This is a genomic window from Tsukamurella asaccharolytica (genome assembly GCF_007858435.1).
GTDB classification, from domain to species: Bacteria; Actinomycetota; Actinomycetes; order Mycobacteriales; family Mycobacteriaceae; genus Tsukamurella; species Tsukamurella asaccharolytica.
The window spans coordinates 565583-582784 of sequence record NZ_VIGW01000002.1 but is presented as its reverse complement, the minus strand read 5'-3'; the positions used below and the strand labels follow the sequence as shown (position 1 = coordinate 582784).

General features: G+C 67.2%; 17 protein-coding genes. 10 read left to right on the top strand and 7 right to left on the bottom strand.

Annotated elements, in window-relative coordinates; all coding sequences use genetic code 11:
• Nucleotides 1-3: 3 nt before the first annotated feature.
• From FK529_RS06220 to FK529_RS06200, 5 genes are all read right to left on the bottom strand, one after another.
• Nucleotides 4-285, bottom strand: coding sequence for a hypothetical protein (locus FK529_RS06220; protein WP_019201618.1), 282 nt, complete (start codon nucleotides 283-285; stop codon nucleotides 4-6).
• A 342-nt stretch (nucleotides 286-627) separates the two neighbouring features.
• On the bottom strand, nucleotides 628-1965 hold the full coding sequence (locus tag FK529_RS06215; RefSeq protein ID WP_223120329.1) for an MFS transporter: 1338 nt from the start codon (nucleotides 1963-1965) through the stop codon (nucleotides 628-630).
• An 85-nt stretch (nucleotides 1966-2050) separates the two neighbouring features.
• Nucleotides 2051-2869: a DUF8832 domain-containing protein gene (locus FK529_RS06210; protein ID WP_040765953.1), complete on the bottom strand. Its 819-nt coding sequence runs from the start codon at nucleotides 2867-2869 to the stop codon at nucleotides 2051-2053.
• Nucleotides 2870-2921: 52 nt separating this feature from the next.
• Nucleotides 2922-3257, bottom strand: a complete 336-nt coding sequence (locus FK529_RS06205) for a metal-sensitive transcriptional regulator (RefSeq protein ID WP_019201621.1) — start codon at nucleotides 3255-3257, stop codon at nucleotides 2922-2924.
• Nucleotides 3254-3529, bottom strand: a complete 276-nt coding sequence (locus FK529_RS06200) for a YHS domain-containing protein (protein ID WP_019201622.1) — start codon at nucleotides 3527-3529, stop codon at nucleotides 3254-3256. Before FK529_RS06200 ends, FK529_RS06205 begins: the two co-directional genes overlap by 4 nt.
• Before the next feature lie 245 nt (nucleotides 3530-3774).
• On the opposite strand from FK529_RS06200, the gene FK529_RS06195 reads away from it, so the two are divergent.
• The 3 genes from FK529_RS06195 to FK529_RS06185 all read left to right on the top strand — a co-directional run bounded on the left by FK529_RS06195 (nucleotide 3775) and on the right by FK529_RS06185 (nucleotide 6506).
• Nucleotides 3775-3987 (top strand): heavy-metal-associated domain-containing protein, encoded by a 213-nt coding sequence (locus FK529_RS06195; RefSeq protein WP_019201623.1) that lies wholly within the window; start codon nucleotides 3775-3777, stop codon nucleotides 3985-3987.
• Between the two features lie 5 nt (nucleotides 3988-3992).
• The gene (locus FK529_RS06190; RefSeq protein WP_139057781.1) at nucleotides 3993-4175 is read left to right on the top strand and encodes a hypothetical protein; all 183 of its coding nucleotides are present in this window, start codon (nucleotides 3993-3995) and stop codon (nucleotides 4173-4175) included.
• Between the two features lie 63 nt (nucleotides 4176-4238).
• Entirely contained in the window at nucleotides 4239-6506 is a 2268-nt protein-coding gene (locus FK529_RS06185; protein WP_040766758.1) for a heavy metal translocating P-type ATPase, read from the top strand.
• A 90-nt stretch (nucleotides 6507-6596) separates the two neighbouring features.
• Here FK529_RS06185 and FK529_RS06180 read toward each other — a convergent pair whose 3' ends face one another.
• Nucleotides 6597-7889, bottom strand: coding sequence for an MFS transporter (locus FK529_RS06180; protein ID WP_175546284.1), 1293 nt, complete (start codon nucleotides 7887-7889; stop codon nucleotides 6597-6599).
• 8 nt (nucleotides 7890-7897) lie between these two features.
• Nucleotides 7898-8977 carry a PLP-dependent cysteine synthase family protein gene (locus FK529_RS06175; RefSeq protein WP_051158972.1) on the bottom strand — a complete coding sequence of 360 codons (1080 nt, stop codon included), beginning with the start codon at nucleotides 8975-8977 and terminating at the stop codon, nucleotides 7898-7900.
• Nucleotides 8978-9325: 348 nt separating this feature from the next.
• Between FK529_RS06175 and FK529_RS06170 the strand changes: the two genes are divergently transcribed.
• From FK529_RS06170 to FK529_RS06140, 7 genes are all read left to right on the top strand, one after another.
• On the top strand, nucleotides 9326-10096 hold the full coding sequence (locus FK529_RS06170) for a response regulator transcription factor (RefSeq protein ID WP_051158842.1): 771 nt from the start codon (nucleotides 9326-9328) through the stop codon (nucleotides 10094-10096).
• Nucleotides 10093-11343 (top strand): sensor histidine kinase, encoded by a 1251-nt coding sequence (locus tag FK529_RS06165; protein ID WP_019201628.1) that lies wholly within the window; start codon nucleotides 10093-10095, stop codon nucleotides 11341-11343. Before FK529_RS06170 ends, FK529_RS06165 begins: the two co-directional genes overlap by 4 nt.
• A gap of 310 nt (nucleotides 11344-11653) precedes the next feature.
• Nucleotides 11654-13147, top strand: a complete 1494-nt coding sequence (locus FK529_RS06160) for a multicopper oxidase family protein (RefSeq protein WP_019201630.1) — start codon at nucleotides 11654-11656, stop codon at nucleotides 13145-13147.
• Nucleotides 13148-13345: 198 nt separating this feature from the next.
• Nucleotides 13346-13909 carry a TlpA disulfide reductase family protein gene (locus tag FK529_RS06155; protein ID WP_019201631.1) on the top strand — a complete coding sequence of 188 codons (564 nt, stop codon included), beginning with the start codon at nucleotides 13346-13348 and terminating at the stop codon, nucleotides 13907-13909.
• Nucleotides 13909-14706 (top strand): cytochrome c biogenesis CcdA family protein, encoded by a 798-nt coding sequence (locus FK529_RS06150; RefSeq protein WP_019201632.1) that lies wholly within the window; start codon nucleotides 13909-13911, stop codon nucleotides 14704-14706. Before FK529_RS06155 ends, FK529_RS06150 begins: the two co-directional genes overlap by 1 nt.
• Before the next feature lie 222 nt (nucleotides 14707-14928).
• Nucleotides 14929-16446 carry an apolipoprotein N-acyltransferase gene (gene lnt, locus FK529_RS06145; RefSeq protein WP_019201633.1) on the top strand — a complete coding sequence of 506 codons (1518 nt, stop codon included), beginning with the start codon at nucleotides 14929-14931 and terminating at the stop codon, nucleotides 16444-16446.
• Nucleotides 16443-17150: a TlpA family protein disulfide reductase gene (locus tag FK529_RS06140; protein WP_081585946.1), complete on the top strand. Its 708-nt coding sequence runs from the start codon at nucleotides 16443-16445 to the stop codon at nucleotides 17148-17150. Before lnt ends, FK529_RS06140 begins: the two co-directional genes overlap by 4 nt.
• Nucleotides 17151-17202: the final 52 nt, after the last annotated feature.

The window sequence follows — 17202 nt, the reverse complement described above, 5'->3', positions numbered from 1 at the left end:
CGGTTACCTGGTACCGGTTTCGGCGGACCCTTCCTCGAGGACCTTCGCGGTGAGACCGCGGGCGTGTGCTGCGCTCCAGGCGGCGGCGAGGTTGTCGGCGCGGCTCTGCCAGGTCATCTCGCCGAGGTACTCGGCGTGCTGCTTCGTCGCATCGGTCCACCGCAGTTCCGCGTATAGGCGCCGGTATTGGCACCGGAGGACCACCCGCCCGAGAGCGTGGGGCGCGGTGCGGATGACGCGGTTGTGGCGGCCGCCTGCGGCGTCGTCCTGCTCTTTGGCCTGCACTGCCTTGTTCGAACCTTGGGGGACTCGCCAGTGGTGGTCTTCGCGGCTAGCGCGCCGTCGAGGAGCCGTACAGCCGCGCGGTATTGACGGTCGAGCAAGGCCATCTCTGTGGTGATGGCGTCTACGCGCGTCCGGCGCTCCGGATCGGACAGGATCTGGGCCAGCCGGCATTGCCTGAAACGAACTGCGCAGCCTCGTCGCTTGTCGCCATAGCGTCAGTATCCACCCACCGGACGGTGGTGAGCGGGGCGGCCAGCTTGTACGGATCAGGATTGGTTGCCTGCCATAGACGAGGCGGCCGCGATGGGACGGCGCAGGTGCTGGAATTTCGTCGCCTGGGCGTTACGCGGCTTGTGTGCATGTACACTGGCACTCGGTCAGGGTCCCGTCGGCGGCCGCAGCGTGACGCCATGCCTGATCGGGTGGGACCGCGCCGCCTTCCTCCGCGGGGGCCGGTACCTGCGTGCCAGCGGGCAGGGCACCGCGCCGCCAGAGCAGCGGCGCGGCGATCGCACCGGCGGCGGCGATCAGCGCGAGTACACCCCACGCGGGTACGAGACCGAATCGTGTGGCCCCCCAACCCGCGATCGGGTAGGCAATGAGCCAAGCGAGGTGCGAGAGCGAGAACTGCGCCGCGAACACGGAAGCAACGTTTGCCGGCGCCACAGCAGACCGCAGCACCTTTCCGGTCGGGGTGATAGCCAGCGCTGAGCCGGCACCGCTCGCCAGCCAGATCGCCGCGGTCACCGCCCAGCTCGGCCGGTCCACCGCAGCCATGGCAACCGCCGCAGTAGCCGCGGCGGTGAGCAGGCCCGCTCCGGTGAGCATCACGGCGCGGGCGGTCACCCGGTCGAGCAAGCGTGGTACCGCTAGTGCCACAGCTAGGGTCCCACCGCCGGACGCCGCCATCATCCACGCGACGTCGGACTCGGACCCGCTCAGTCGGTCACGGACGTAGTTGACGGTGTTCACCACCACGATCGAACCGGCCGCGGCGACAGCGAAATTGACCGCGATGACTCCTCGCAGGCTGGCGGTACCTGTGAAAATCCGCAGACCGGCGAAGATCCGGTCCGTTGGCCGCGTGGCGCCCGACGGTTTCGCGTTGGGTACCTTGGCTTGCAGCACCAGCACCGCGGACAGGACGAACCCGATCGCGGTACCGACGAAGAGCACATTGAACTCGATCACCAGCAACGCCAGCGCCGCCACGACCGGGCTGACCAGACTCTCCATCGTGTAGGCAACTTGCGAGGCCGACAACGCAGTGGTGTACTCGCGCTCATCGGTGATGATGTCGGGGATCACGGCTTGGAACGTAGGCGTGAACGCGGCCGACGCCGCCTGCAGTGATCCGATGAGCACGTAGATCTGCCAGACCTCAGTGACGAACGGCAACGCCAGCACGATCGCCGCACGGAACAGGTCCAGCGCAATCAGGAACGCGCGTCGCGGCAGCCGGTCGACGTACGCCGCCGCCACCGGTGCGATAACGACATAGAGAACCATCTTGATCGTCAGCGCCGTTCCCAGGACGACCGCTGCGGACGAGCCAGCGATGTCGTAGGCGAGCAGCCCGAGGGCGACCGTCGCTAGCCCGGTGCCGAGCAGCGCAACGATCTGCGCACTGAACAACAGGCGGAAATCGCGATGAGAAAAAGGCCCCACGATGGCTCCCAACTAGTTGGCGACGACGTCGATCGAACAGGGCCCGCAGCGCACGCCACCCCGGGCTCCGGAAAACCTAGTACTGCCTGAATCAGCGCTACTGATGGTGGTGCGCGCTCGCACCGCCAGTGACTGCACCGGTGGTGCCTCCGGTGGCAACGAGGGTGAAGTCCGCGGTCCGGACGGTGTCCTGATGTCGGAAATCCAGGAACAGCCGGTAGGTTCCCACGGAGGGAGCGACCGCGTGGAACCGGATCCGGGGACCTGCAGGCGTCTGCGGGTCCGACGGGCTCCCCTCGGGATGGATATGCAGGTAAGCGAGGTCACCGGCCCGCAACGCCACCAGGTGGCCGTACGCAGCAAGATAGGGCTGCAGATCGGTCACCGGGACGCCATTCCAGGTGACGACGGCCTGCAGCTCCCCGGCTTGGGCGGCAACGAGATCGCCCTCGAGCGTGACGGTGTAGTCGCCGCCGGTCCAGGCCCTTCTCAACTCAGGCAAGGGCCGAGGATGGAACCCGCCCGGCACGAACAGGTCGGCACCGAGCGTGAGCCCGTCCGGCGCGCCCTGCGGCACGAAATCGGCCAAGACCCGCCACACTCCCGGCGTGAGCGCCAGCTGCACAGTCCAGGACCCGGCACTGTCCATCGACGGATGGACGTGGTGAAAGACGCTGGTGTCGCGGCTCACAACGATCAAGTGCAACTGCTTGTCGTGACGTTCCTCGAAGGTGACTAGCGGCTCGCCGTCGGGCCCGAGGATCACAAAGCGAAGTTCCACGGTCCCGGCGTCGACGATCTGGATCGCCGGTTCGAAGCGATAGCCTCGAGCGGCGACCTGCAGCCCCTGTGGCACTTCGGGCCCAACGCCGTGACCGGCGTGTCCTGTGTGATCGGTATGCGAACCGTGCTCCATAACGTGCTCCTTCGCGGAAACGACAGCCACCGGGACGACACCCCGGGTGGACTCATGATCGGACGAGACGGGTGATCGCGGCAGTCGCTTCGTTCAGCTTGGTGTCGAGTTCCTGCTGGTCTGAGCGGGCGGCCTGGACGACGCAGTGCCGCATGTGGTCATCCAGCAACGCCAAGGCGAGCCCTTGCAGGGCGCTCGTCGCGGCACTGATCTGGGTCAGGATGTCGATGCAATACTGGTCCTCATCGATCATCCGCTCAATGCCACGCACCTGTCCCTCGATCCGCTTCGCCCGCATCAGATAGCGCGACTTATCGGTCAAATACCCGTGCTGCGCCGCACAGCACTCGGCCCGCTCGACCGCAACCGCGGGGATATCGGTGCTCACGCCGAGGCCGCCGTAACGTACTTGTGTGGGTCGGCGTCGAACCGAGGCCCGCACCCGGCGCAGCACAGGTAGTACCGCGTGCCCTCGAAGTCGCGGTAGAGGCCCTTGCTGACAGCGGCAGACTTGTCCACCACCGTGCCGGTCATGACGGGGCACTCCGCCGTGTCGGTACCGCCTGTGCCCGCCTGCCGGGCGCTGCGGGTCAGCTCGAGCGACTGCTCGCCGGGGCCGGTGTGCCCACAGCAAGACTGTCGGTGTGCATTGTCGGTCATCGTCGAACTCCTTCATCTCAGGCCCCCCGACCGTCTCACATTCACCTGAACGGGTACCCCAGCCGGGTACCCCGAATATATACCCCGGCGGGGTATTGACCGCAAGGGTTGCTCGGGATCGGCCGCGCGACCACCGCTCCGGCGCACTCGCCGCGACAGGAGGGCCTAGACATACCCGCCTGGGGTATGTTAAGCATGATTTGGAGATACCCACAGGGGGTATCTGAACTGGGTAGGAGAAGGCGATGACGACCAGCGAATACCAGGTGACAGGCATGACCTGCGGCCACTGCGAAATGTCCATCCGTGAGGAGGTCAGCCTTATCCCCGGTGTCGAGTCCATCGAGGTCAGCGCGCAGACGGGTCGGCTGCGTGTCACGGGAGCGCAGCAGGTGACCGACGAGCGGGTTCTCGCCGCGGTGGAAGAGGCTGGCTACTCGGCAGTGCGCAATCCATGAGTGCCATGCGCAGGCTGATCGTCTACGTGGTTGCGGTGACCGGTGTCTTCGCCAGCGCGTATGTGATCGGTGGGGTGGCAGTACCCGACTCGGCGGTCGCGCGGTGGGAGCACCGTGCCCCCGGTGGATCGCCCGCCGTGCCGGCGAGTGAACCGGGCGCCCCGCACGGTGGCGGCCACCAGCAGTGACGCAATGAAGCAGCGCGGGCCACAGGCCTGGCGATAGACCGCAAGTACGGATCGAGGAAAATGATGAGTGTGTCAGCGCCGTCGGGCGGCCGTAGTGTCGAGCTGGACATCGGCGGGATGACGTGCGCCTCGTGCGCGAACCGGATCGAGCGCAAACTCAACGGGCTCGATGGGGTCGAGGCCACGGTGAACTACGCCACGGAGAAGGCGAAGGTGCACGTCCCCGAGGGTTTCGATGCGCAGGCGCTGATCGACGAGGTGGCAAAGACCGGCTACTCGGCGACTCTCCCGCGGTCCTCGACGCCGGGGGCTGGAGGACCTGGTGCTGGGGTTGCCGGCGAGGACATGGACCCGGAGCTGACGTCCCTGAGGCAGCGGCTGATCGGCTCGGCTGTGCTGGCGGTGCCGGTAGTCGCGATGGCGATGGCACCGGCCCTACAGTTCACCTATTGGCAGTGGGCATCGCTCACGCTCGCTGCGCCAGTGATCGTCTGGGGTGCCTATCCGTTCCATCGGGCGGCGTGGATGAACCTCAAACACGGAACCGCCACCATGGACACCCTCATCTCGATGGGCACCCTAACAGCGTTCCTGTGGTCGCTGTACGCGTTGTTCCTCGGCACCGCCGGCACGCCCGGGATGACACACGGGTTCGAGTTCTCGATCGCTCCGTCGGACGGAGCAGGCAACATCTACCTCGAGGTCGGCGCAGGGGTCACGGTGTTCGTGCTCGCCGGCCGCTACTTCGAGAAGAGGTCCAAGCGGCAGGCCGGAGCAGCATTGCGCGCGCTCCTCGAGCTCGGCGTCAAGGACGTGGCAGTGCTGCGTGACGGCGCGGAGGTTCGGATCCCGGTCGCCGAGCTGGCCGTCGGCGACACCTTCGTGGTCCGACCGGGGGAGAAGGTCGCCACCGACGGGGTGGTCACGTCCGGATCCTCGGCCATCGATGCGTCGATGCTGACCGGCGAGTCCGTCCCGGTCGAGGTCTCCGTTGGGGACACGGTGACCGGAGCGACGGTCAATTCCGGAGGACGGCTTGAGGTGCGCGCCACCCGGGTCGGAGCGGATACGCAGCTCGCGCAGATGGCCAAGCTCGTCGAGGACGCGCAGACGGGGAAGGCCGAGGTGCAACGGCTCGCGGACCGGATCTCGGGTGTGTTCGTGCCGATCGTCATCGCGATCGCGTTCGCCACCCTCGGCGCGTGGCTCGGTGCTGGCTTCCCCGTCGCGGCCGCGTTCACTGCCGCGGTCGCCGTGCTCGTGATCGCCTGCCCGTGTGCACTTGGACTGGCCACGCCGACAGCGCTTCTCGTGGGAACGGGTCGTGGAGCCCAGATGGGTGTACTGATCAAGGGCCCGGAAGTGCTCGAGTCCACCCGCAAAGTCGACACCATCGTGCTCGACAAGACCGGAACGGTCACGACCGGCAAGATGACGCTGGCCGAGGTGATTGCAGAGGACGGCACCGACTCTGACGAACTGCTACGGCTAGCCGGTGCATTGGAGAACGCCTCCGAGCATCCGATCGCCCAGGCCATTGCCGCCGCGGCTCGCGACAGTGGCGGAGAACTGCCCACACCGGAAGGTTTCGCCAACGTCGAAGGACAAGGGGTGCAGGGCGTGGTCGACGGGCATGCCGTGATCGTGGGCCGCGAGAGTTTCCTGGCTGACTGGGCACTCGAACTGTCCCCTCGGACGGCGGCCGCGAAACGGGACGCCGAATCGGACGGTAAGACCGTCGTGGCGGTTGGCTGGGACGGTCAGGCGAAGGGCATCCTCGTTGTCGCCGACGCGGTCAAGCCGACCAGCGCCCAGGCCATCAGCGAACTGCGGGCCCTGGGCCTGAAGCCGGTGCTGCTCACCGGTGACAACGCCGCCGTCGCACAACGAATCGCGGCTGAAGTCGGCATCGACGAGGTCATCTCCGAGGTGATGCCGCAGGACAAGGTGTCGGTGGTCAAGCGCCTGCAGGATCAGGGCAAGGTCGTCGCCATGGTCGGCGACGGCGTCAACGACGCACCTGCGCTGGCCCAGGCCGACCTGGGCCTGGCAATGGGAACCGGCACCGACGTCGCGATCGAAGCCTCTGACATCACGCTGGTGCGCGGCGACCTGCGCAGCGCCGTTGACGCGATCAGGCTCTCTCGCAAAACGCTGAGCACGATCAAGACGAACCTGTTCTGGGCATTCGCCTACAACACCGCTGCGATACCGGTCGCTGCGGCGGGCATGCTCAACCCGATGCTGGCCGGGGCCGCGATGGCCTTCTCCAGCGTCTTCGTCGTCGGCAACAGCCTGCGGCTGCGTGGCTTCACCAGCGTCGCCAACTAACGTCGCCCCGGCCCCGGCCCCGGCCCTCCACCGCGGAGGGACCGGGGCCCTGCGTATCGGAACACCGCAGCACAGACTCCTGACAGCAGGTCACCGACGATGCATTCCCGCCGCAGCGGCCACGTCCGCTTCGCGGGCCGCGGGATCGGGCACACTCAGTGCGCCGGCTCGATGGAGCGCCCGCAACGCGAGTGCCGCGCCGGAACCGACGATGATGAGCACCAGCCAGATCAGCGCCGGGAACCCGAGCCGGTCCCCCAATGACATGAGCGCCCCGGTGCCGAGGTTGCCGGCCAGGATCCCCACGCCGACCACCGTGTTGTAGAGCCCGTAGTGGGTAGCGACGAGTCGATTGCCGGAGAGGCTGACGACCGTGTCCATCTCGAATGGGAAGACGGTCGCCGTGGCTATCGCCAGGCCCGCTGCCGCCAGCAACAGCGCCGCGATGGCGGCGACCTGCCCGGTCAGCGTTGCGGTCGGCACTGCTAGTAGCGGCACGAACGCCACCGTCATGAGCGCCATCCCGAGGCTGAGGCTGCGGGTGGGCCCGAACCGGCTCCGGAACCAAGCGGTGATCCGCAGCTGCCCGGCCACGGCGATCACACCGGTTACCACGAATACGGCCGCCACAAGGTAGGTCGACGCTTGCTCGCTGCTGGTGATCGACGCCGCGTGCAGTGGCAGCGCTAGATAGACCTGGAAAGAGAGCACGTAGGAGCCGATCATCGCGCACGAGAACAGCACGAACCGCCGGTTGCTGGCCACGGTCCGCCAGTCGGCAAGCACCGACGGCCGCGGCTCGGCTGTGGCTCTGCGGTCGCGCCGATCGCGTGGCAGAGCCAGGATCTGCGCGACGGTCAGCACGCCGAAGACCCCAGCGGCGACCGCCGATGTCACCTGGAAGTCGAAGGCCATCAACGCTACCCCGACCAGCGGGCCGATCAGGATGCCGCCCTGGTAGAAGATGTTGAAGATCGCGAAGGCTTCGATGCGCCGGTCTCCGGCGTCAGCGGCCAGGTACGCGCGCACCGCGGGGTTGAACAGTGCCCCGGCGAATCCGGTAGCTACGGATGCGATTAGCAGTGCAGGCAGCGATTCGACCGTCGCCAGCAGTACGAACCCGATGGTCCGCAGTAGGCACCCGGCGACGATGAGCGGCTTGAAGCCGAGTCGGTCGGCGAGGGTGCCGCCGATGAGGAACATCCCTTGCTGGGAGAAGTTCCGAATTCCCAGCACCAACCCGATCGCCCAGCCGGCGAGCCCGACGGGGCCAGCGAGGTATCCGGCTAGGTAGGGCATGAGCATGTAGAAGCCCAGGTTGATGGTGAATTGGTTGACCATCAACACCTGGCTGGGCCGGTCGAAGGTCCGGAACGTGGCGATGGGCCCCCTCATACGACGGTCAGCGGGTTGCGGACGTTGGTGGTGCGGGACCAGCGGGTGACCACGGTCCTGGCTGGGTCGGCGATGGTGATCGGCGCCAACGGTGGTGCGAGCGTCGGGTCGATGTTGTTGGCGTGGCAGTAGGCGTCGCTGTAGACGGTTCCGTAGTAGCGCTGGGGGCCGTCGGGGAAGATCGCAGCAACGACCGTGTCCGGCGAGCGGGTGCCGGCGATCCACCCGGCGACCTGGGCTACCGCACCGACGCTCCAGCCGCCGGTCGCGTAGTGCGTCGATGCCAAGGTCCGGCACGCCCACACCGACTCCTCGGGCGCGACCCAGTGCACTTCCGAGAACGCCGAGTAGTCGACGTTCTCCGGATAGATGCTCGAGCCAAGGCCACGCATGAGTCGCTTGTGCGCGGGCTGGCCGAAGATCGTCGATCCGATGGTGTCGACTCCGACGAGTTGCAGGTCCGGCAGGAACTGCCGCAGGGTGCGGCTGACCCCGGCCGAGTGTCCGCCGGTGCCGACCGAGCAGACGAGCACATCGATGTGCCCGAGCTGGGTCAGCAGCTCGAGGGCCAGCGGCTGATAGGCGCTGACGTTGTCCGGGTTGGTGTACTGGTCCGGGCACCACGCGGTCGGGTCCGCAGCCAGGTGCTCACAGACCCGGTCGCGTCGGGCTTGCTGCCATCCGCCCGCCGGATGAGGTTCCGTCACCAGGTCGACCTCGGCGCCGTAGGCGGCGAGCATCTGCGTCAGGATCGGCTCCAGCCCCGGGTCGGTCACCAGCGTCACCGGATGATCGTGCACGATGCCCGCGAGCGCCAGGCCGAGCCCGAGCGTGCCGCTGGTCGACTCCACGATCCGTGCGCCCGTCGTGAGATCCCCCCGTGCCTTGGCCCGTTCGATCATGTGCAGGGCAGGGCGGTCCTTCATGCCGCCGGGATTGAACCCCTCGAGTTTGGCCCAGAACCCGTGCCCGGCCGGCGCGAACGGTTCGGCGATCCGCATCACCGGAGTGTTGCCGACCAGGGCCGCCGGGCGCTCCGAGACAGGTCCGATGTCGAGGAGCGACCGGGCGGGCAACGGCGGGTGCAGCAATGACAGTGGGGGGCGAGAATCAGGAACCGTGGTCACTTCGGTGCTCACGTGCTGGGGTCCTTTCGGAAGCGGAAAAGGGCGGCACAGGTGTGTGGCACGCCACCCGGCGCGACGGTCTTGCAGGACCAGGACGGTCAGCGTGAGTCGGCAGATGGCGTGCCCGTGGCCCGCCGGGTGAAGACGTGCCACCGGTGATCAGTCCGGTGAGGGGTATCTGATCGCCCTCGACTGTGCGTGCCCTAACCAGGCCGTTACGTGTGCTCAAGATCAAGATTTGCTCAAGAACCGCGCCTCGGGTCGATCCTGGGCATACGGTCAGGCCACGATGGAGGCATGGATGCGATTGTTGCCGAGCCCAAGCCGACGGCGGTGACCGAACCGCGGCCGAAGCTGGGCCTGCGCGCGATGGTTGTCGAGGACGAGCCGGACCTCGCCGAGGTCATCGCCGACTACCTTCAGCGCAGTGGTTTCGATGTCGAGATCACCGGCGATGGAGCGGCCGCAGTCGCCGCCGCGCACCGAACTCCACCGGATGTCGTCGTCCTCGACCTCGGGCTGCCCTCGCTCGACGGTGTCGAAGTGTGCCGGCAACTGCGCACCTTCTCGGACGCCTACGTTGTCATGGTCACCGCCCGCGCCGACGAAGTCGACACTCTGGTCGGCCTGTCCGTCGGGGCGGACGACTATCTGACCAAACCGTTCAGCCCGCGGGAGCTGATCGCCCGAATCGAAGCAATGCTGCGCCGCCCCCGCGCCGGAACCGTCAACGGGCCCGCCATGCCCCAGGGCGCGGAGCGCCGCATCGGGGATCTGCTAATCGACCCGAACGGTCGGGAGGTGAGCGTCGCCGGTAGACCCGCGGCTCTCACCCGCACCGAGTTCGACCTTCTCGACGTCCTCTCCCGCCGCCCGGGCATGGTGTTCAGCCGCGACCAACTGCTCGCCGAACTCTGGGGACCGACCTGGGTCGGCGATGCACACGTCGTCGACGTCCACATCGCCAGCCTGCGTCGCAAGCTCGGCGACACCACCACCGAGCGGCGTTACATCCGCACCATCCGCGGCATCGGTTACCGAATGGGTGACGGCCGGTCGAAGCAATGAGCGCGCCCCGATCCGACGCACGGCGCACCCGTCGCCCACGTTCGGGGTTCACCACCAGGCTGTTCATCGCCCAGACCATCGTCATCGCCGCTGGCGCTGGGGCCTCCGCGCTGGTGGCGTGGACTGTCGCACCGCACCTGTTCCACACCCACATGGCCCACGCCGGCCTGCCGACCACCTCACCCCAAGCCAAACACGTCGAGGAGGCGTTCGCCTCCTCACTGGTGGTATCCGTCTCGGTCGCCCTGTTGAGCTCCGTGGTCCTCGCACTGGTCGTCAGCTGGCTGATCACCCGCCGCGTCCGACGCTCCATCGGCGCCGTGGTGACCTCGACGGCGAACATCGCCGCCGGCAACCACGCCATTCGCGTCCCGCCCAGCCGCCTGGGCCGCGAATTCAGCGACCTGACCCGCAGCGTCAACCGACTCGCCGAGCAAATCGATACCACCGAAGAGATCCGCCAGCAGATGCTCTCCGACCTCGCCCATGAACTCCGGACGCCGATCACCACCATCACCGCCCAAATCGAAGCCGCCGAGGACGGCATCCGCACGCCGGGCGCGCAAATGTACGGCGTCATCCGCAGCGCCACCGGCCGCCTCAAGCGACTCGCTGACGACATCGACGCCGTCTCCCGCGCCGGCGAACGACAACTACGCGTCGAAGCAGAGCCGACCGCGGTCAACGACATCACCACCGCCGCGGTCCGAGAAGCGCAACCCGGCTACGACGCCGTAGGTATCCACCTCGGCCTCGGACCCACCACCACCGACCTCGTCGACGCCGACCGTGCCCGCATCGGCCAGACCCTCGCGAACCTGCTCAGCAACGCACGCCGACACACCCCACCGGGAGGCAGCGTCACGGTCAGCAGCCGCCGCCGCGACCACAACCTCATCGACATCATCGTCGAGGACACAGGCGAAGGCATCGCCAGCGAACACCTCCCACACATCTTCGACCGCTTCTACCGCACCGACACCTCTCGCAGCCGCGACGCCGGCGGCAGCGGTATCGGCCTGACTATCGCCCGCGCGCTCGCCGAGGCCCACGACGGATCCCTCACCGCCACCAGCCGCGGCCCCGGACAAGGCGCCCAGTTCACCCTGACCCTGCCGGTCTACAAACGCCGCAACACCAAGCGAGAACACCCACCACCGGAACCCGGTACAGCCTCGAGCCCACTACCCCGACCGCCCCTTCAACGAACCCCACAGAGAATCCCTGCCAGAAAGACGAACCGATGAACCCGAAACGACTGATCACCACCGCCGCCGTCACCGCCACTATTGCCCTCGCCGTCACCGCCTGCGGCGACGACATGTCCACGATGAACATGAACGACGACACCAGCACTACCCCCACCTCAACCCAACCGTCGATGCCCGCAGGCCACTCGATGAGCAGCTCCCCGACTTCATCGCCGACACCTCACACAAGCATGCCGGGTATGTCGGGTATGCCAGGGATGGGCGACGGCAGCCCGACAGTCAGCCCCGCTGCCCCCTAAGCAGGGCCGCCCCCGACTTCCTCGACGTCAAACCAAGGAACCAATTCATGACACCGGTGACCAGACGAACAGCCCTCTTCGGCGGTCTCGCCGCGCTCAGCGTCGGCGCGCTCGCCGCATGTGGCGACAAGACCGCCAGCACGCCGAGTGGTGCCTCTCGTGCGCTGCAAGGACCGCCACTACAGGCCACACCCCAGGCCGGACAGAAGGTCGTTGAGACGACCCTCACCGCGCGCGAGACCACCGTAGACCTCGGCGGTATCACCGCCCGTACCTGGGCCTACGACGACGCCCTCCCCGGCAAGGTCCTGCGCGCCAACGCCGGAGACTTCCTCCGCGTCACCCTCGACAACAAGCTTCCCGCCGACACCACCATCCACTGGCATGGCATCCGCCTGCGTAACGAAGCTGACGGCGTTCCCGGCGTCACCCAGGATGCTGTGCGCCCCGGGGGGCGATTCGTCTACGAGTTCACCGCCCCGGACGCCGGCACCCACTACTTCCATCCCCACGTCGGTGCCCAACTCGACCGTGCCCTCTACGCTCCGATCATCATCGACGACCCCAATGAACCAGGCGCCTTCGACGCCGAGTGGATCGTCGTCCTCGACGACTGGACCGACGGCATCGGCAAGAACCCTGACCAGATCCTTGCCGACTTCCAAGCCAAGACCGGACCTTTGCAGACCGGAATGGGCGGGATGGGTGGCATGGACCACTCCTCGATGCCTGGCATGGGAAGCTCTCCGCTGGGCGATGCTGGCGACGTGGTCTACCCGCACTACCTCATCAACGGCCGAATCCCTACGGCGCCGACCGAGTTCCGCGCCAAGCCCGGACAACGCATCCGCCTGCGGATCATCAACGCCGGCTCCGACACCGTCTTCCGGGTCGCCCTTGGCGGTCACACGATGACCGTCACCCACACCGACGGACACAGGGTCAACGACATGCAGGCCCGCGCGCTCTTCGTCGCTATGGGGGAACGCTACGACGTGACCGTCACCGCAGGCGACGGCGCGTTTCCGCTAGTCGCCGCCGCCGAAGGTAAGAAGGGCCAGGCTCTGGCAGTCCTGCGCACAGGCTCCGGCGCCGCACCCGCCGCCGACATTCGCCCCGCGGAACTGGACGGCCCGGTCCTGCTCGGCGCCACCGAACTCACCGCCGCCGACTCCGCGCGCCTTCCTGACGCCCAGCCCGACTCCACGATCAAGGTCACTCTCAACGGCCAGATGGACCCGTACGCCTGGGGCATCAACGGCAAGAAGCACGGCGAAGACACGCCTCTGCGCGTCAGCAAGGGCCAGCGACTGCGGATGCAGATCACCAACGAAACGATGATGCTCCACCCCATGCATATCCACGGCCACACCTGGGGCCTCCCCGGCAGTGGCGGACTGCGCAAGGACACGGTGCTCATCAAGCCCATGGGCTCGGTCGAGGTCGACCTCGACGCGGACAACCCCGGAACCTGGGCCCTGCACTGCCACAACATCTATCACATGGAGATGGGCATGATGACCACCCTCAAGTACACCTGACGCGACCGACGTCTCCGCGGCTGCCCCCGATGGCGAGTGCGACCGACCAGCCACCAACTACTATGCTACTTAGTAGTTGGTGGCTGGTTCGTTAGCCGCCGAGAAGGGGTGAGGATGCGACGACAGTCCACACGGGCATCGCTGGGCGATGATGACCGTCCCCCGAGCGGCAGCTCGAGTCTGCGCCGGTGCGCCGGTGTGATCGCGGTGCTTGTGGTCGCGATGCTGCTCGGCGGGTGCGTTCAGCTCAGCGACCGGGCACGCGATGGCGGGATCATCGCTCCGGATGGCAAGGCCAGGCACTTCTACCCGCCCGAGCGGCGCAGCGTCGTCGGTGAGCTGTCCGGACGTAGTGTCACTGATCCCGGGGCCACGCTGCGACTGTCGGACTACGCCGGAAAGGTCGTGGTGATCAACGTCTGGGGCTCCTGGTGCGCCCCCTGTCGTCTCGAGGCTCCTGCTCTGGAAAAGGTGTACACGGCGCGCAAGTCCAAGGGTGTGCAGTTTCTCGGTATCGACGTTCGTGAAACCGCCGGCGACGATGCGGCGCGGGACTTCATCCGCTCCCACGGGCTGACCTATCCGTCGATCTACGATCCCCCTGGCAAGACGCTGCTCGCGCTCGGTGAGCAGTACCCGACCACAGTAGTGCCGATGACCTTCGTCCTTGATCGGCAGCATCGCGTGGCCGCGGCATACCTGACGACGATCGACGAGAAGACCCTCACCGATGCCGTGGACCGCGTCGCCGGGGAGGGCTGATGGGACAAGCCTTTGCCGACGCCGCCGTGTCAGGTCCGCTGATCCTGGCGATCGGGGCATGCCTGCTCGCCGGGTTGGTGTCCTTCGCCTCGCCGTGCATCGTGCCCCTTGTTCCCGGCTACTTGTCGTACCTCGCGGGGCTGGTCGGCGCCGAGGCTCCAGCGACGTCGATCGCAGAGCTCGGCGGCAGCGGAAAGGCGGTAGACCGGTCCGGTCGGTGGAGAGTGCTCGGCGCAGCCGCGTTGTTCGTCGGCGGGTTCACAGCGGCCTTCCTCTTGATGACGATGTCGGTGTTTGGTCTGGCGGCGACGATTCGGCTCAATGCAGAGACGCTGATGCGGATAGGTGGGGGAATCACCATCATCATGGGCTTGGCGTTCATCGGATTGGTCCCGGCACTTGCCCGCGAGGTGCGTTTTGCGCCACGACCCTGGACCACGCTTGCCGGTGCCCCGCTGCTGGGCGGGGTGTTCGCGCTCGGCTGGACTCCCTGTATCGGTCCCACCCTGGCGGGGATCATGTCGATCATTGTGGGCACCAACGCAGCGCCGGCACGCGGTGCCGCGCTGGTGGTGGCCTACTGCGTAGGCCTGGGCCTGCCGTTCATCGCACTCGCCGTCGGATCGACCGCCGCGGTGCGGGCCGTCGGATGGCTTCGCCGCAACAGCCGACGCATCCAGGTCGCCGGCGGCGTGCTCATGATCGCCGTCGGACTCGCCCTGGTCACCGGCTACTGGTCCGACTTCGTCGACATGGTCCGGCGGCTCTTCGTCTCCAACATCGTCATGCCGATCTGACAGGAATCGCCGTCGACACGCACCAACCAGTACGCCCGCGATCGCCCAGACGACTCGCGACGAGCAGCACCACCACGGTCCAGAATTGAGGAGATCTCACTCGTGACCACGCAGACAGCACGAAGGCTCCCATCCGCGACATCCACTCGGTGGGGGCCGGCTCATTGGCCGTGGACGCACACAGCGGTCAGGCTACTTCTGGCTGCCGCCGGCGGCGGAGCGATGTTCATCTCGTTCCCACCCACCGCGCTGTGGGGAGCGGCGCCGGTCGGTGTCGCGCTCGTGGTCGCCGCCGTGTGGGGCTGCGGAATCGGCCAAGCCCTGCTGTACGGCTACGCCGCGGGGCTGGCGTTCTTCCTGCCCTTGCTTCCGTGGGTAGGCATCTACGTTGGGGCTGGGCCGTGGATCGCGCTCGCCGCGGTCGAAGCCGTCGCGGTAGCGGTGTTCGGCGCCTTGGTCAGCCGGATGGTGGTTCTCCCCGGCTACCCGCTGTGGTGCGCCTGCGCGTGGACAGCGACGGAGGCACTGCGCAGCCGCCTGCCATTCGGCGGGTTCCCTTGGGGAAAGTTGGCGTTCGGGCAGACCGATGGGCCTCTCGTACAGTTGGCCGCGATCGCCAGCGCACCGGCCGTCTCGTTCGCGGTCGCCCTCATCGGGTGCTCCGGTTTCGCCGTGGTCCGCGCGGCACTGCGGAGGTCACCGCGCGCTGCTGTCCGTGCGTCGCTTGGTGGCATCCTCCCGTTCGCCGGCGCAGCACTCCTAATCGCGCTACCAGCGTACGAACCGCGAGCGAGCGTGACCGTTGCGGTGATCCAAGGCAACGTTCCCCGCCTAGGACTGGACTTCAATGCTCAGCGTGCCGCAGTGCTCGAGAATCACCTACGACGCACCGAGGACCTCGCCAGTGCCATCGAATCTGGCCAGATGCCCCGGCCCGCCATGATCGTCTGGCCCGAGAACGCCTCGGATATCGACCCGCTGCGCGATCGGCAGGTGCGCGCGCGGATCGATGAGACGGTCAACAGGCTCGGCGTACCTGTCCTCGTCGGTGCAGTGCTCTCCGCCGACGACGGCACATCACGCAACGTCTCCATCGTCTGGAACCCCGGCTCCGGTCCTGGACAGCAACACATCAAGCGGCGACTGGTGCCCTTCGGGGAGTACCTACCGATGCGGCCGCTCGCGACCCGCCTGTCCGCATACGCCGACAAGGCCGGCCGGTTCGTGCCTGGCGATGGTGACGGCATTGTCACCCTCGCTGGCATACCGACCGCGGCTGCCATCTGCTACGAAGTGGCCTTCGACGACCTCGTCCGTGAATCTGTACGCGGTGGAGCCCAGCTGATCACCGTGCCCACTAACAACGCGACCTTCGGCCGCACGGCCATGTCGTACCAACAACTGGCGATGTCCCGACTGCGGGCCATCGAGCACCGCCGCACCGTCCTGATCGCCGCGACGAGTGGCGTCAGCGCTGTCGTGACCCCGGACGGGACGGTCACCGACCAGTCCGCACTGTTCAGCGCGGATACTCTGATCGCGACTGTTCCCCTCGACGACCGGCTCACACTCGCCACCCGCTGGGGCGCGTTGCCCGAAGCGGTCACGTCCGCCCTGGCCGCTGCGGCCCTGATCGCCGCAACGGTGATCAAACGGCGCGCACGTCGCACCACCGGTCTCAAACAGTCGGTCCCCGCCGATACGACGCCCGTGCCCATCGACGAGCAGAAGACACCATGAGCGTCGCCCTTCCCCCCGGACCCGACGAGTGCGCCTCAACCCCGCCGTGGCATCGCCGGCACCGGTACGCACTGGCCCTTATTGCGATCGCTGCCGCGCTGCTGCTCATCGCCGTCTCGACCGCGCATTCGCTCACGGAAAAACCAGGAGACCACGATACCGCCTCCACCGGCACCCGCACTGGAACCGAGGCCCCACTCCAGGCCAGCTCAGCCCGCGGTGTACCTAAACCGCAGTGCGGCGGAACGAAATCGGTATCAGCCCGATCCGTTGGGCCCCTGGCAGATCTGTCCGAGCCCTGCCTCACTACCCCCGATGTGATCAACCTCGGACAACTCACCGCAGGCAGAACCACTTTGCTCAACTTCTGGGCGTCCTGGTGCGGGACGTGTCGCGAAGAAATGCCGATCCTCTCGCGCTATGCCCAACGCCCCGAAGCAGTCCAGGTACTCGGGATCAACGTCCGCGACGTCGAGAGTTACGCTCGTACCTTCGCCACCGATCTCGCCCTCGCGTACCCGAGCATCATCGACGCGGACGGCGCGGTCGCGAGGACACTGCAGATCCCGCCCCTGCTGCCGCTGTCCTTTCTCGTCCGCCCCGACGGCTCCGTGCAGCGGATCGTGGACCCGCTGGTCTTCCGATCAGTACAGGACATCGAGGACGCTGTTGCTAGGGCGCAACCCTCGCTTCCGGGCAAGTGAGCGCTTCAGTCGATGGAACGGTCAGAACACCCACCCGCACCTGCTCGACGAC

What these genes read in the sequence shown, in the direction of transcription:
- FK529_RS06210 (WP_040765953.1), bottom strand. Translation starts at nt 2,869, where the DNA reads ATGGAGCACGGTTCGCATACCGATCACACAGGACACGCCGGTCACGGC.
- FK529_RS06170 (WP_051158842.1), top strand. Translation starts at nt 9,326, where the DNA reads ATGGATGCGATTGTTGCCGAGCCCAAGCCGACGGCGGTGACCGAACCG.
- FK529_RS06190 (WP_139057781.1), top strand. Translation starts at nt 3,993, where the DNA reads ATGCGCAGGCTGATCGTCTACGTGGTTGCGGTGACCGGTGTCTTCGCC.
- FK529_RS06160 (WP_019201630.1), top strand. Translation starts at nt 11,654, where the DNA reads ATGACACCGGTGACCAGACGAACAGCCCTCTTCGGCGGTCTCGCCGCG.
- FK529_RS06165 (WP_019201628.1), top strand. Translation starts at nt 10,093, where the DNA reads ATGAGCGCGCCCCGATCCGACGCACGGCGCACCCGTCGCCCACGTTCG.
- FK529_RS06200 (WP_019201622.1), bottom strand. Translation starts at nt 3,529, where the DNA reads ATGACCGACAATGCACACCGACAGTCTTGCTGTGGGCACACCGGCCCC.
- FK529_RS06185 (WP_040766758.1), top strand. Translation starts at nt 4,239, where the DNA reads ATGAGTGTGTCAGCGCCGTCGGGCGGCCGTAGTGTCGAGCTGGACATC.
- FK529_RS06150 (WP_019201632.1), top strand. Translation starts at nt 13,909, where the DNA reads ATGGGACAAGCCTTTGCCGACGCCGCCGTGTCAGGTCCGCTGATCCTG.
- lnt (WP_019201633.1), top strand. Translation starts at nt 14,929, where the DNA reads ATGTTCATCTCGTTCCCACCCACCGCGCTGTGGGGAGCGGCGCCGGTC.
- FK529_RS06140 (WP_081585946.1), top strand. Translation starts at nt 16,443, where the DNA reads ATGAGCGTCGCCCTTCCCCCCGGACCCGACGAGTGCGCCTCAACCCCG.
- FK529_RS06195 (WP_019201623.1), top strand. Translation starts at nt 3,775, where the DNA reads ATGACGACCAGCGAATACCAGGTGACAGGCATGACCTGCGGCCACTGC.